General features: G+C 48.8%; 8 protein-coding genes, 2 tRNA genes and 2 rRNA genes. 9 read left to right on the forward strand and 3 right to left on the reverse strand.

Going from position 1 to position 13444, the window contains the following annotated elements; all coding sequences use genetic code 11:
* Nucleotides 1-129 precede the first annotated feature (129 nt).
* Nucleotides 130-1389, forward strand: a complete 1260-nt coding sequence (locus HRE53_RS24195) for a site-2 protease family protein (RefSeq protein WP_235108263.1) — start codon at nucleotides 130-132, stop codon at nucleotides 1387-1389.
* Here HRE53_RS24195 and HRE53_RS24200 read toward each other — a convergent pair.
* Both HRE53_RS24200 and HRE53_RS24205 read right to left on the reverse strand, forming a co-directional pair.
* Complete coding sequence (locus HRE53_RS24200) at nucleotides 1386-2138, reverse strand: lipoate--protein ligase family protein (protein ID WP_235108264.1); 753 nt, start codon at nucleotides 2136-2138, stop codon at nucleotides 1386-1388. The genes HRE53_RS24195 and HRE53_RS24200 overlap by 4 nt on opposite strands.
* A gap of 122 nt (nucleotides 2139-2260) precedes the next feature.
* The gene (locus HRE53_RS24205) at nucleotides 2261-2725 is read right to left on the reverse strand and encodes a YbjN domain-containing protein (RefSeq protein ID WP_396124651.1); all 465 of its coding nucleotides are present in this window, start codon (nucleotides 2723-2725) and stop codon (nucleotides 2261-2263) included.
* A 615-nt stretch (nucleotides 2726-3340) separates the two neighbouring features.
* Here HRE53_RS24205 and hpnH point away from each other — a divergent pair.
* The 4 genes from hpnH to galE are packed head-to-tail and all read left to right on the forward strand — an operon-like array spanning nucleotide 3341 to nucleotide 6616.
* Nucleotides 3341-4354 (forward strand): adenosyl-hopene transferase HpnH, encoded by a 1014-nt coding sequence (gene hpnH, locus HRE53_RS24210; protein WP_212665632.1) that lies wholly within the window; start codon nucleotides 3341-3343, stop codon nucleotides 4352-4354.
* A 12-nt stretch (nucleotides 4355-4366) separates the two neighbouring features.
* A complete protein-coding gene (gene grxC / locus HRE53_RS24215) occupies nucleotides 4367-4627 on the forward strand; it encodes a glutaredoxin 3 (RefSeq protein WP_235108266.1) in 261 nt (86 codons plus the stop codon).
* An 8-nt stretch (nucleotides 4628-4635) separates the two neighbouring features.
* Nucleotides 4636-5610, forward strand: coding sequence for a glutathione synthase (gshB, locus tag HRE53_RS24220; protein ID WP_235108267.1), 975 nt, complete (start codon nucleotides 4636-4638; stop codon nucleotides 5608-5610).
* Nucleotides 5611-5623: 13 nt separating this feature from the next.
* Entirely contained in the window at nucleotides 5624-6616 is a 993-nt protein-coding gene (gene galE / locus HRE53_RS24225) for a UDP-glucose 4-epimerase GalE (protein WP_212665635.1), read from the forward strand.
* Nucleotides 6617-6620: 4 nt separating this feature from the next.
* Here galE and HRE53_RS24230 read toward each other — a convergent pair whose 3' ends face one another.
* Nucleotides 6621-7973, reverse strand: a complete 1353-nt coding sequence (locus HRE53_RS24230; RefSeq protein ID WP_235108268.1) for a DUF3370 domain-containing protein — start codon at nucleotides 7971-7973, stop codon at nucleotides 6621-6623.
* 491 nt (nucleotides 7974-8464) lie between these two features.
* On the opposite strand from HRE53_RS24230, the gene HRE53_RS24235 reads away from it, so the two are divergent.
* The 4 genes from HRE53_RS24235 (at nucleotide 8465) to HRE53_RS24250 (ending at nucleotide 13379) form a co-directional block, all read left to right on the forward strand.
* Nucleotides 8465-9969: ribosomal RNA gene (locus HRE53_RS24235) — 16S ribosomal RNA — on the forward strand.
* A gap of 172 nt (nucleotides 9970-10141) precedes the next feature.
* Nucleotides 10142-10215: transfer RNA gene (locus tag HRE53_RS24240), tRNA-Ile, on the forward strand.
* Between the two features lie 16 nt (nucleotides 10216-10231).
* Nucleotides 10232-10307 (forward strand) — tRNA-Ala (locus tag HRE53_RS24245).
* Between the two features lie 191 nt (nucleotides 10308-10498).
* Nucleotides 10499-13379: ribosomal RNA gene (locus HRE53_RS24250) — 23S ribosomal RNA — on the forward strand.
* The 16S and 23S rRNA genes sit together here with 2 tRNA genes alongside, the layout of an rRNA operon.
* Nucleotides 13380-13444: the final 65 nt, after the last annotated feature.

The raw sequence follows: 13444 nt of genomic DNA on the forward strand, positions 1-13444 counted from the left end.
CTATCTTTTGCTCTGCTGCCCTTTACTAAACAATCTTGAAGAGTGTAGGGAATTTACACCATCAGCTCTACACTCATCACAGGAATGCGGACATTACCATAGAAATAAGGTTTCATTGAGACAACCGTTATGCAGCAAGGTTCAAATGCAAACAGGCAGATAGGGGTGGTTTTTGGTATTCCTCTCTATGTTGACCCATCCTGGTTTTTGATTCTGGCATTAGTCACGTTTGCCAATGGGGTGTCCTGGCAACAGCTCTATCCCAATTGGCTAGCTGGAACAGCTTGGGTGGTGGGCTTTGTCATGGCTTTACTGCTGTTTGTCTCTGTGTTGCTCCATGAGCTTGGCCATAGCTTAGTGGCGAGATCCCAAGGGATAAAGGTTAATTCCATTACCCTCTTTTTGTTTGGTGGAATTGCCTCCATTGATGAAGAGGCCAAGACTCCAGGCCATGCGTTTCAAGTTGCGATCGCAGGTCCTGCCGTTAGCATCAGCATTTTCCTATTTCTCAGTCTCTGTGGAGAGTTTGCCGCAGCTGAAAGTCCTGCTCGGGTTTTGTTGCAAAGCTTGGCAGAAATTAATCTGGTCCTAGCCCTATTCAACTTGATCCCTGGATTGCCTTTAGACGGTGGCCAAATTCTCAAAGCATTAGTTTGGAAAGTGACCGGCAATCGACTCCAGGGAGTGCGATGGGCTGCTCGTGCGGGTCAGGCATTTGGCTGGCTTGCCGTGATTGTAGGCCTCGCGTTTACCTTCCTACTAGGACAGATCAGTGGCGTGTGGGTGACAATGCTGGGATGGTTTGGTCTCCGCAATGCCTATAACTATGAGCAGTTTTCCCAGCTCCAAGAAGCATTAATCCAGCTTCAAGCCCAAGATGCAATGACCCGGGACTTTCGGGTGGTAGATGCTGACAAGCCTTTGAGTCAGCTTACTGATCATTACCTTCTAGATACGATGCGCCGTTCCGCCTATTTCGCGGCATCGGAAGGCCGGTATCGCGGAATAGTAGATATTGATGGCCTCAACACCATCGAGCGTAGCCAATGGGACGTACAACCGATCCAATCTGTTGTGCGGTCCTTTCAGCAAATCCCTACAGTGCGTCAGAATACACCGATCACAGAAGTGATTGAACTCCTAGAAACGGAGCAACTACCCTTGATTACTGTCTTATCCCCAGCAGATGCCGTTGCCGGTGTTATTGACCGAGGAGATACGGTTAAAGCGCTGGCGAAAAAGCTCAACCTGCCCATCTCGGATGAAGATATTCGCCGGATCAAAGATGAAGGCAGTTACCCCTCCACCCTCCAGCTCCCTGCTATTGCTCGATCCGTTATGGGGGACGTGATGGTTGCTGAACCTACTCCAGAAACCAGTTCACATTAATTTCCAGCTATATGATTTTCGATTGGCGTTGCCTTTACTTGTTTAATGGCTGCCAGCTCTTTTGGAGATAGCGGTTCACAAGTAAATATGGCTTCAAAGCAGGTCTTTGCTGCTTCAATCAAAGCAGAGATAATTGCTTCCTCCGGTTGCTGGAGAAGAGTCGTGTCTTTTTCTGGAAGATTTGTAGATTCTCCAAATACTTGTTCGGCCAGCGTTGGGCTCGGATTGAGTCGCATGGAACCATGTTGTAAGACCGTTTGGCCTTGCCAAGCTTGGGCACTGCCAATCAGTTTGCACCCATTGTCTAGAACTAAATCGGCATTGGTGGCGGTCGCGAAACAGCTTGCTTTTTGAGCATAGTTCCGGCGGGGTTCGCCAAAGTGCAGGTTGATCCCTAGTTCTCGCCAACCCTGAATTAAAAATTGACAGAGATCTTCATAGGCTTGGCGGCGATTGCGGTGAGGATGCGGAAGTGTGAGCCCATAAGTCAGATCCCCTTCATGCAAAACCGCCCGACCACCAGTCGGGCGACGCACCAAATCGATTGGACTACCCTGCCAAGTTAGGTCTTGCCAATGTTGAGGCCAAGTCAGCTGATTGCGACCCAAAGAAATTGCAGCAGGCGTCCAGGTATAAAACCGCAATGTGGGTGGATGGTTGTTGTGATGGCATTGATCAAATAACCATTGATCAATGGCCATCTGGGTTATGCCATCAGTATTGAGGTAAGGAATTAATCGCCAATCCAAGATTAAACCGCGTCCAGCTCGAAAGCAGGAGTTTTATGAGATTTCTGTAAACCTTTAAGGGTTATGGTTTGGGCTGCTTAAGTAGCTGCTCTGAAAACTAGGAGTCTCAATATAGACGAGGTTTAGGCTGCAGCGGCAGGGAATTCGGCCTGCAATTCGTCATCATGGTCATCGGCAATGGTAGCCACCAAAGTAATGAGATGAGAAATTTCCCCAGGAGACAAATCAGCCACTGAACGACTGGTAACAGCAACAACCTGCTGACTAAACATACTAAAGTGAGCCTCAAACGTGCTCAACCAGTTCAGTTCCAGCAATTTCCGCATGAGGTGAGTCTCATTTTGTACAGGGAGTTGCAATACCGGTGACCACACCGTAAACGAGTCATCTTCTGAGCTGCCTGTCAATTGAATGAATACATCCACTGATCCGTACTTGAACTTCCAAATGTGTCCGTCTTCGGAAGAATTCACCAAAACGTTATTGTGCTGGTCCAGGCTAGAAATAACCGTTTCGATAATGTCCGTATAGTTAAGGGTTTCGTCTTCGTTTGACATATCAGGATTAGTTTCAGTTTTATAGCTCATCATAGACAAACTATGTGAGGTTTACAGATGGGCGAACTGGCTAGAAAGTAAGTTCAACTTATAAAGAGTCGATTTGAGGGAGCTAGCAGAAGGTAGCCTTGAACTAAATTTTCCCAGTCAACGGGCTAGTTTCATTAAAAGCCTACTTTTACTAGAGTGAGAACTCATATCGCTCTCTATCTTGCCCTAGGGGTTGATAGAAATAAACATTCCATTGATAAAGATTTAATTTACTCAACCTGGCCTAGACTTCCAATCTGAAGGTTTAAATAAGAGTTGGCTGCCTCAGTTAGGAGTTAATTCAGGTTATCCTGTGCAGAATGCAGCGAAACCCAAATCCCCATAGGCTTTGTAATATCTTGCATTTTAAGGATATATGGAGATTGGAAGCCAGACTGAGCCCTGATTGATAAAAAAGTTTGATACCTTGCCGTTGAGGCTTTTAACGCAACGATTGTGGACCGTGGGATCAAAAAGCTGCTCTGAAATCAGTGCAACTTCGCTGCCTTTCTTGCGTCAAATCTGCTAGAACAAGGTCATACCGTTGACTTTACGAAATGTTATAGTTTCTGCCAAGGATCTCTTGCAGGAATGTGGTTTTGAGGAAGTGAATCTATGTCGATTAGTCTGAAAGAGGCCGTTGAGGTTGGAACCTATCTCGTTACCCAACGGATGAAAGGTCGGAAACGATTTCCATTGGTTCTAATGCTGGAGCCCTTATTTCGCTGTAATTTAGCCTGCTCTGGCTGTGGCAAAATTCAACATCCACCCGAGATCCTACGCCAGCATCTTTCCCCGCAAGAATGCTTTGATGCAGTGGAAGAATGCGGCGTCCCTATTGTCTCTATTCCTGGCGGTGAACCCCTACTCCATCCCCAAATCGAAGAAATCGTGGCAGGATTAGTCGCACGCCGTAAATTTGTTTATCTTTGCAGCAACGCGATATTGCTGGAGAAAAATCTCCATAAGTTTAAGCCCTCTCCCTACTTGACCTTCAGCATTCATTTGGATGGGTTAAAGGAGCAGCATGACCACTGTGTAGATCGTGAGGGAGTTTTTGACGTGGCGGTAGCTGCAATTAAAGCGGCTAAGGCTAAAGGATTTCGGGTCACCACTAATACAACCGTTTTTGATGGTGTAGATCCCAATGACATGCATGAGTTTTTTGATTTCGTCAGTTCCCTCGGTGTTGATGGAATGATGATTTCGCCGGGCTACAGTTATGAGTGGGCCCCGGATCAAGATAGTTTCTTGAAACGTGAGCAAACTAAAGCTTTGTTCCGTCAAGTACTTGCTCCATTTCGCTCAGGCCAGAAAAAGTGGAACTTTAATCACAATCCCTTGTTCCTCGACTTTCTGACGGGAGAAAAGGATTATGAATGTACGCCTTGGGGCAGCCCTAGCTATAGTGTTCTCGGTTGGCAAAAACCTTGCTATCTGTTGAATGAAGGACACTATAAGTCCTTCCAAGAGTTGTTAGACAATACGAACTGGGATCAATATGGCCGGGCTAGCGGTAATCCCAAGTGTCAAGATTGTATGGTGCATTGTGGGTTTGAGCCCACTGCTGCTGTAGATGCGCTTCAACCCAATAATATGGGTCGAGCTGTTGCGGGTTTGTTTGGATAAATTACTGAAACTATGACTGCAAAAGTAGAAATTTATACTTGGGCCGCTTGCCCATTTTGTATTCAAGCCAAACAGCTACTCGATAGTAAAAACATCAAATTTACCGAATATGGCATTGATGGGGATGAGATGGCTCGCTCTGAAATGGCTGAACGGTCCTTTGGACGGCGTTCTGTTCCGCAAATCTTTATCGATGATGAACATATTGGTGGGTGCGATGACCTTTATGAGTTAGAGGGACAAGGTAAACTGGATCCGCTGTTGCAAACGTAGGGTGCAGCGTGAAGCTAGCATTTATCATTGATCCCATTTCTGCCTTAGATCCTGGACACGACACGAGTGTTGCTTTGATGGAATCTGCACAAGCCGCTGGCTATGAAGTGTGGATAACTCAATTTGATCAGCTCAGCGTTTTAGATGGACAGGCTTGGGCAACCCTGACGCCTGTATCTCTAAAGCCTGTGGAGCTAGTCGATGGATTGTGGGTAGCGACCAAGGATTGGTTCAAATTGGGCGATTCTCAATTTCAACCTTTGGCTAATATGGATGCCGTGTGGATGCGAAAAGATCCTCCGGTGACTGTTTCGTATTTGTACACCACTTATCTCCTGGACTATGTTGATCCTCAACAAACCCTTTTAATTAACCATCCGCGAGGACTTAGAGCCGCAAATGAAAAGATGTATGCTCTACAGTTTCGGGATGCGATTCCTGAAACAATAGTGAGTCAAGATAAGAGCGTTATCTTGCAGTTTGTTCAGGATAAAGGCATGGCTGTTCTAAAACCTTTGGGGGGGAAAGCTGGAGAAGGGATCCTGTTGTTACAGGCAGAAGATCGCAATCTCAATTCCCTGATTGAGATCAGTACTCATCGGGGACAAGAGCCAGTGATGGTTCAAATTTATTTGCCCGAAGCCCAGCAGGGCGATAAGCGCATTATTTTGCTTGATGGGGACCCCATTGGTGCTGTGAATCGCGTCCCTAGAGGGCAGGAGTTCAGGGGCAATATGGCAACAGGGGGACGAGTGGTTCAAGCTCAAATCACGGATCGGGAAAAAGCGATTTGCAATCAACTGGCCCCAGTTCTTAAGCGGGACGGTTTGATGTTTGTCGGGATCGATATTATTGGTGGTTACTTAACAGAAGTGAATGTAACGAGTCCGACTGGGATTCGGGAAATTGATCGCTTAGATAATACGTCTCTAGGCGAAAAGGTCATGAATTGGTTGGTTACTGCTAAACAAGGTCTCTTATAATTAGTCAGCATAAATGAACAAACCCACTGTGTTGGTAACTGGCGGTGCCGGTTATATTGGTTCTCACACCGTTCTGGCGCTGCAACAAGCGGGCTACTCTGTAGTGGTGTTAGACAATCTAGTTTATGGTCACCGCGATATTGTTGAGTCGGTATTGCAAGTTGAGCTTATTTGTGGCGATATTTGCGATCGCAACCTCCTAGACCAAGTTTTTGCCCAACATGACATTGCTGCGGTCATTCATTTTGCCGCCTATGCCTATGTCGGAGAATCCGTCGAAGATCCGGCAAAGTACTACCGAAATAACGTCTTGGGCACCTTGACGCTGTTAGAAGCAATGCTTGCAGCTAAGGTGACTAACTTTGTCTTTTCTTCCACCTGTGCTTCCTACGGCCATCCCAATCAAATTCCCATTCCCGAAGAGCATCCGCAAGATCCCATTAACCCCTATGGGATGACTAAGTTCATGGTGGAGAAGATTCTCACTGATTTTGATCAAGCCTATGGCTTGAGATCAGTGCGGTTTCGGTATTTCAATGCTGCAGGGGCCGATCCAGACGGTCGCCTAGGGGAAGATCACAATCCGGAGACCCATTTAATTCCCCTGGTTTTGATGACAGCCCTCGGCAAACGGAAAAACATCACCATTTTTGGCACTGACTATAAAACTTCAGACGGGACCTGTGTTCGTGACTATATCCATGTCACCGATCTGGCCCAAGCCCACGTACAGGGCTTGGAGTATCTGTTAGCAGGTGGAGAAACTAGCGTCTTTAACCTAGGTAATGGCGATGGTTTCTCCGTGCGGGAAGTCATTGATATGGCCAAAAAAGTCACCGGATTGCCCATTCCAGTGGTAGAAGGCTATCGACGAGCAGGCGACCCTGCCCTGTTAATTGGTAGTGCTGCCAAGGCGCGCAAAATTTTAAACTGGCAACCCCAATATGCCGATCTAGAAAAGATCATCACCCATGCTTGGCGATGGCATCAAAAGCGGCATACCTAAGCAGCTATTCTTGCGTCTGCACCGTTAATACTTGAGGCGGAGTGGAATCAGGTGGATAGAGGAAATCAACCTGAACCAGGCGAATATCTTGGGGAGCAATTTCCAGATTCACCAAAGCTTGGGCTGTTTCCCCTCGATGCTGCACAAAATGTACATAGCGCGTCTGGGGACGCCCCTGATCATCTTGATAACGGGCTCGTACCGTTCCTCGAAAGAATACCTGTTTGGCAGGGGGCTCAAAGAATTGGAGATTTCCCTCCCTCTGATCATTCTTGATCGGGGTTTGGAAGGTAATGGCAACTTTCTGTGCTTGGTCGCTGGAATTGTGGAGCGGTAGATTCAGACTATATTGAATCCCATAATTGCCATGGGCGGCATAAGCCGTATCTGGATAGCGAACGATCATCGGTGCACTTTGAATTTGTTGAGTCCCAAAGGTACCTCGATCAACACTGCTCAAGACATAGGAATAAGCTTCACCTACCTTCGGAATTTTAAGGGTATAGCCTTTAGAGTCAGGATCGGTAATTTGAGCCCTCCAGATAGAGCCTTTTGCGACTCCAGAAACTCGGCTATAGATCAGTTTTCCGGGTTGTCCCGGTGGGGTAGGGGTTTTGTCTCTCGGACCAGACAATTTGCCCTCCTGTAGTAGCTTTTCCCATTCGGCCAGCGTGGGTTTGCGTTCTTCCCCTCCTGTACTGGTTGGGGCAAACATCGCCAGACTGGCCGCATAAACTTTCCCTGTACTGCGTAACCTTGCTAGCGTAGACCGACCATTGATGGGTGGGTCTAATTCCTTAACGGGGATAGGGAGATTTAACAGCATTCGACTTTCACCTGCTGGAATGATGATTTGAGCGGGCCAACGGTCTTGTCTCTTACCCCTTAAGACATCATCCGTGGCTCGGTCCCCTGGACCCGCATAAACGGCTCCGTTAGGATTAGGCAAATAGGTATCTAAAGGGACAAATGGAGCGTCAGGCTGACTTAAGTAACTCGCTGCCTGGAGTACATTCACTGTGACAGGAGTTTGGCCTGGATTGTGTAAGAGCACTCCCATATATAGAGTCTTTAAGTTATCCGGGGCCGTTGCTTTCGCAATATGGTGAGCAAACACATCGAATCGTCCCTGTAAGTGCTGATCGAGATGTGCGGTCGGGACTGCTTTATCTGTAGCCGGAAACGTAGATAGTAAGATTCCTTCAGTTTGGACAACTTCAGGACTATTACTGTTAAACACCATCACAGAATCAAGTTGGCCTGGTAGTGCTCTAACTTCTTGGGGCTGGACGACAATCTCAGGTTGGGCAGGTGCAGAAGATTGAGCAACGAGTAGAGCAGAGAGCAGGGACAACATAGGCAAGAACCAAATAGAGACAGCACAAACAAGAAAATCTTACTGGTAGATGACGGTTTCCCAATAGTTTAAGGTCCACTATCGGATCATCTATTTATAAAATGAGCTGTTGTTCTAGGATTTTATCGCCATCCAAGTCAGTCAATCATAGGTGGGTAAATCTAGAAAATGAGAAGTGGGTTAACTCTGGCATGAGGGATCTGTAATCTGCAAAGTTGGCTTCCAGAGCAGGATATATCACTGCTGTATCTGGACTTGAATGGACCCAAAAACTTTTTTCTAGAAAATGCTTGACACACCAATGCAGTGTTGTTATATTGGTCAAGCGCTCGAAACGAGGTTCGCCTCCGAAAAGCGCCCCGAACCTAGACAAATCAATAGTTTGAAAGATTTTAAGACAATCATCCTCGTCGGAGTTTTTTGAACGAAAGGAAGCTTGCTTCTCACTAGTTTATCAACTTCAACTTTAATATAATTTCAGTACAAATTCTCACATGGAGAGTTTGATCCTGGCTCAGAACGAACGCTGGCGGCATGCCTAACACATGCAAGTCGAACGGCAGCATGAGGAGCTTGCTCCTTGATGGCGAGTGGCGGACGGGTGAGTAACGCGTGAGAATCTGCCTTCAGGTTCGGGACAACAGTTGGAAACGACTGCTAATACCGAATGTGCCGAAAGGTGAAAGTTTTTTCGCCTGAAGATGAGCTCGCGTCTGATTAGCTAGTTGGTGGGGTAACGGCCTACCAAGGCGACGATCCATAGCTGGTCTGAGAGGATGATCAGCCACACTGGGACTGAGACACGGCCCAGACTCCTACGGGAGGCAGCAGTGGGGAATATTGGACAATGGGCGAAAGCCTGATCCAGCAATGCCGCGTGAGTGATGAAGGCCTTTGGGTCGTAAACCGCTTTTAACAGGGAAGAAGATCTGACGGTACCTGTTGAATAAGCCTCGGCTAACTCCGTGCCAGCAGCCGCGGTAATACGGAGGGGGCTAGCGTTGTTCGGAATTACTGGGCGTAAAGCGTCCGCAGGTGGCCTATCAAGTCTGTTGTTAAAGCCCAGGGCTCAACTCTGGATCAGCAATGGAAACTGAAAGGCTAGAGTACGGTAGGGGTAGAGGGAATTCCCAGTGTAGAGGTGAAATTCGTAGATATTGGGAAGAACACCAGTGGCGAAGGCGCTCTGCTGGGCCGTAACTGACACTCATGGACGAAAGCTAGGGGAGCGAAAGGGATTAGATACCCCTGTAGTCCTAGCTGTAAACGATGAACACTAGGTGTTGGCCGTATCGACCCGGTCAGTGCCGTAGCCAACGCGTTAAGTGTTCCGCCTGGGGAGTACGGTCGCAAGATTAAAACTCAAAGGAATTGACGGGGGCCCGCACAAGCGGTGGAGCATGTGGTTTAATTCGAAGCAACGCGCAGAACCTTACCAGCCCTTGACATGTCGCGAATCCGAGTGAAAGCTTGGAGTGCCTTCGGGAGCGCGAACACAGGTGCTGCATGGCTGTCGTCAGCTCGTGTCGTGAGATGTTGGGTTAAGTCCCGCAACGAGCGCAACCCTCGCCCTTAGTTGCCAGCATTTAGTTGGGCACTCTAGAGAAACTGCCGGTGATAAGCCGGAGGAAGGTGGGGATGACGTCAAGTCCTCATGGCCCTTATGGGCTGGGCTACACACGTGCTACAATGGTTAGGACAAAGAGCTGCCAACTCGCGAGAGTGCGCTAATCTCATAAACCTAGCCTCAGTTCGGATTGCACTCTGCAACTCGAGTGCATGAAGGTGGAATCGCTAGTAATCGCGGATCAGCATGCCGCGGTGAATACGTTCCCGGGCCTTGTACACACCGCCCGTCACACCATGGAAGCTGGCCACGCCCGAAGTCGTTACCCCAACCCTTGTGGAGGGGGGACGCCGAAGGTAGGGCTGGTGACTGGGGGTGAAGTCGTAACAAGGTAGCCGTAGGGGAACCTGCGGCTGGATCACCTCCTTTTAGGGAGACCTACTTGCTAACGGCCAGACTCACGTATATCGGCTGTTTAGACAAGTCATCCCAAGGTCGGTCGAGGAGTCTTAACTTTCAAACTATTCTAGGTTTGGTGAAAACTCTAGATTCAGGTTCAAGAGTCTTGTACTTTTGAATCTGGTTTCGAGTTAAACACCACGGGCTATTAGCTCAGTTGGTTAGAGCGCACCCCTGATAAGGGTGAGGTCCCTGGTTCGAGTCCAGGATGGCCCACTCATTTTTTTATTTGGGGGGTATAGCTCAGTTGGTAGAGCGCTGCCTTTGCAAGGCAGATGTCAGCGGTTCGAGTCCGCTTACCTCCACCAAGACAAATTTTACAACTCGATATGGATAATTGCCTCTTGCAAGCTGTCTTGTGTGAACATGACAACCTGCTGGATGCGAGTCCAGCTAGAACCTTGAAAACTGCATAGCATTATAAATTCTGTCAGGTAGGTCAGTTGATTGCCTAGTGCGATGAACTGATATTTACAGACACCAATGAAAAACTTTTTGTGGTCAAGCTACAAAGGGCTAACGGTGGATACCTAGGCACACAGAGGCGATGAAGGACGTGGTTACCGACGATACGCTTCGGGGAGCTGGAAACAAGCATTGATCCGGAGGTTTCCGAATGGGGCAACCCTTAAAACGGCTGACTGAATACATAGGTCAGCACGAGCGAACCCAGTGAACTGAAACATCTTAGTAACTGGAGGAAGAGAAAGCAACAGCGATTCCCCTTAGTAGCGGCGAGCGAAGCGGGAACAGCCTAAACCAAGGGTTTTTACTCTTGGGGTCGTGGGACAGCGACATGGACTCTAGCGGTTAGACGAAGCAGCTGAATACTGCACCAGAGAAGGTGAAAGTCCTGTAGTCAAAAACTTAAAGATACTAGCTGAATCCCGAGTAGCATGGGGCACGTGAAATCCCGTGTGAATCTGCGAAGACCACTTCGTAAGGCTAAATACTCCTATGTGACCGATAGTGAACCAGTACCGTGAGGGAAAGGTGAAAAGCACCCCCGGGAGGGGAGTGAAATAGAATATGAAACCGTTAGCTTACAAGCAATGGGAGGCCGATTTAACGGCTGACCGTGTGCCTGTTGAAGAATGAGCCGGCGACTTATAAGTACTGGCAGGTTAAGACGGAAATGTCGAAGCCAAAGGGAAACCGAGTCTGATAAGGGCGTTAGTCAGTATTTATAGACCCGAACCTGGGTGATCTAACCATGGCCAGGATGAAGCTTGGGTAACACCAAGTGGAGGTCCGAACCGACTTCTGTTGAAAAAGGAGCGGATGAGCTGTGGTTAGGGGTGAAATGCCAATCGAACCCAGAGCTAGCTGGTTCTCCCCGAAATGTGTTTAGGCGCAGCGGTTGAGATTATAGCGGGGGGGTAGAGCACTGAATCGGTGCGGGCTGCGAGAGCGGTACCAAATCGAATCAAACTCCGAATACCCCGTGTACACTCAACTAGTAAGACGGTGGGGGATAAGCTTCATCGTCGAGAGGGAAACAGCCCAGACCGCCAGCTAAGGTCCCTAAGTTGTGGCTAAGTGGGAAAGGATGTGGGAAGGCCAAGACAACCAGGAGGTTGGCTTAGAAGCAGCCATCCTTTAAAGAAAGCGTAACAGCTCACTGGTCAAGCGCTCCTGCGCCGAAAATGAACGGGACTAAGTAACATGCCGAAGCTGTGAACTTGTACTTGTACAAGTGGTAGGGGAGCGTTCTACGTTAGGTTGAAGCATTAGCGTGAGCAGGTGTGGACGAAGTAGAAGTGAGAATGTCGGCTTGAGTAGCGAAAACATTGGTGAGAATCCAATGCCCCGAAACCCTAAGGGTTCCTCCGGAAGGCTCGTCCGCGGAGGGTTAGTCAGGACCTAAGGCGAGGCAGAAATGCGTAGTCGATGGGAAACAGGTTAATATTCCCGTACTGATTTTGGATTGTGCAGAGGGACGGAGTAGGCTAAGCCAGCCGGATGTTGGTTACCGGTTGAAGCGTTCGAGGTTATGAGGGACGGCGAAAACGTCCTGAGCTGAGGCGCGAGTACGAGGAGATACGTCTCCGAAGTGGCTGATGTCATGCTTCCAAGAAAAGCTCTAAACACGTTAATCCAAGATTACCTGTACCCGAAACCGACACAGGTGGGCAGGTAGAGTATACCAAGGGGGCGCGAGATAACTCTCTCTAAGGAACTCGGCAAAATTGCCCCGTAACTTCGGGAGAAGGGGTGCCACCGCAAGGTGGTCGCAGTGAATAGATCCAGGCGACTGTTTACCAAAAACACAGGGCTCTGCTAAGTCGCAAGACGACGTATAGGGTCTGACGCCTGCCCGGTGCCGGAAGGTTAAGGAAGTTGGTTAGCTTCGGCGAAGCTAGCGACCGAAGCCCCGGTAAACGGCGGCCGTAACTATAACGGTCCTAAGGTAGCGAAATTCCTTGTCGGGTAAGTTCCGACCTGCACGAATGGCGTAACGATCTGGATACTGTCTCGGAGAGAGGCTCGGCGAAATAGGATTGTCTGTGAAGATACGGACTACCTGCACCCGGACAGAAAGACCCTATGAAGCTTTACTATAGCTTGGAATTGGGTTCGGGCTTTGATTGCGCAGGATAGGTGGGAGATGTTGAGACATTGCTTGTGGGCAGTGTGGAGTCACTGGTGAGATACCACTCTATCAAGGCTAGAATTCTAACCTTTACCCGTTATCCGGGAGAGGAACAGTTTCAGGTGGGTAGTTTGACTGGGGCGGTCGCCTCCTAAATTGTAACGGAGGCGCGCAAAGGTTCCCTCAGGCTGGTCGGAAATCAGCCGCAGAGTGTAAAGGTATAAGGGAGCTTGACTGCGAGACCTACAAGTCGAGCAGGGACGAAAGTCGGCCTTAGTGATCCGACGGCACAGCGTGGAAGGGCCATCGCTCAACGGATAAAAGGTACTCTGGGGATAACAGGCTGATCTCCCCCAAGAGTTCACATCGACGGGGAGGTTTGGCACCTCGATGTCGGCTCATCGCATCCTGGGGCTGGAGTAGGTCCCAAGGGTTGGGCTGTTCGCCCATTAAAGCGGTACGTGAGCTGGGTTCAGAACGTCGTGAGACAGTTCGGTCCATATCCGGTGTAGGCGCAAGAGCATTGAGAGGATCCTTCCTTAGTACGAGAGGACCGGGAAGGACGCACCGCTGGTGTACCAGTTATCGTGCCAACGGTAAACGCTGGGTAGCCAAGTGCGGAGTGGATAACCGCTGAAAGCATCTAAGTGGGAAGCCCACCTCAAGATGAGTGCTCTCATGGCATAAGCCAGTAAGGTCACGGGAAGACCACCCGTTAATAGGCGGTAGATGGAAGTGTGGTAACACATGCAGTCGAGCCGTACTAATAGACCGAGGGCTTGACCTCATTATTCATTGAATGTTTGACAGAATTTAGCTATGCAGTCTTGAGGGTTTTAACCCTAACAGTCT

The organism is Acaryochloris sp. 'Moss Beach', assembly GCF_021497025.1.
Taxonomy (GTDB): Bacteria; Cyanobacteriota; Cyanobacteriia; order Thermosynechococcales; family Thermosynechococcaceae; genus Acaryochloris; species Acaryochloris marina_A.

What these genes read in the sequence shown, in the direction of transcription:
- grxC (WP_235108266.1), top strand. Translation starts at nt 4,367, where the DNA reads ATGACTGCAAAAGTAGAAATTTATACTTGGGCCGCTTGCCCATTTTGT.
- galE (WP_212665635.1), top strand. Translation starts at nt 5,624, where the DNA reads ATGAACAAACCCACTGTGTTGGTAACTGGCGGTGCCGGTTATATTGGT.
- HRE53_RS24195 (WP_235108263.1), top strand. Translation starts at nt 130, where the DNA reads ATGCAGCAAGGTTCAAATGCAAACAGGCAGATAGGGGTGGTTTTTGGT.
- HRE53_RS24205 (WP_396124651.1), bottom strand. Translation starts at nt 2,725, where the DNA reads ATGAGCTATAAAACTGAAACTAATCCTGATATGTCAAACGAAGACGAA.
- hpnH (WP_212665632.1), top strand. Translation starts at nt 3,341, where the DNA reads ATGTCGATTAGTCTGAAAGAGGCCGTTGAGGTTGGAACCTATCTCGTT.
- HRE53_RS24230 (WP_235108268.1), bottom strand. Translation starts at nt 7,973, where the DNA reads ATGTTGTCCCTGCTCTCTGCTCTACTCGTTGCTCAATCTTCTGCACCT.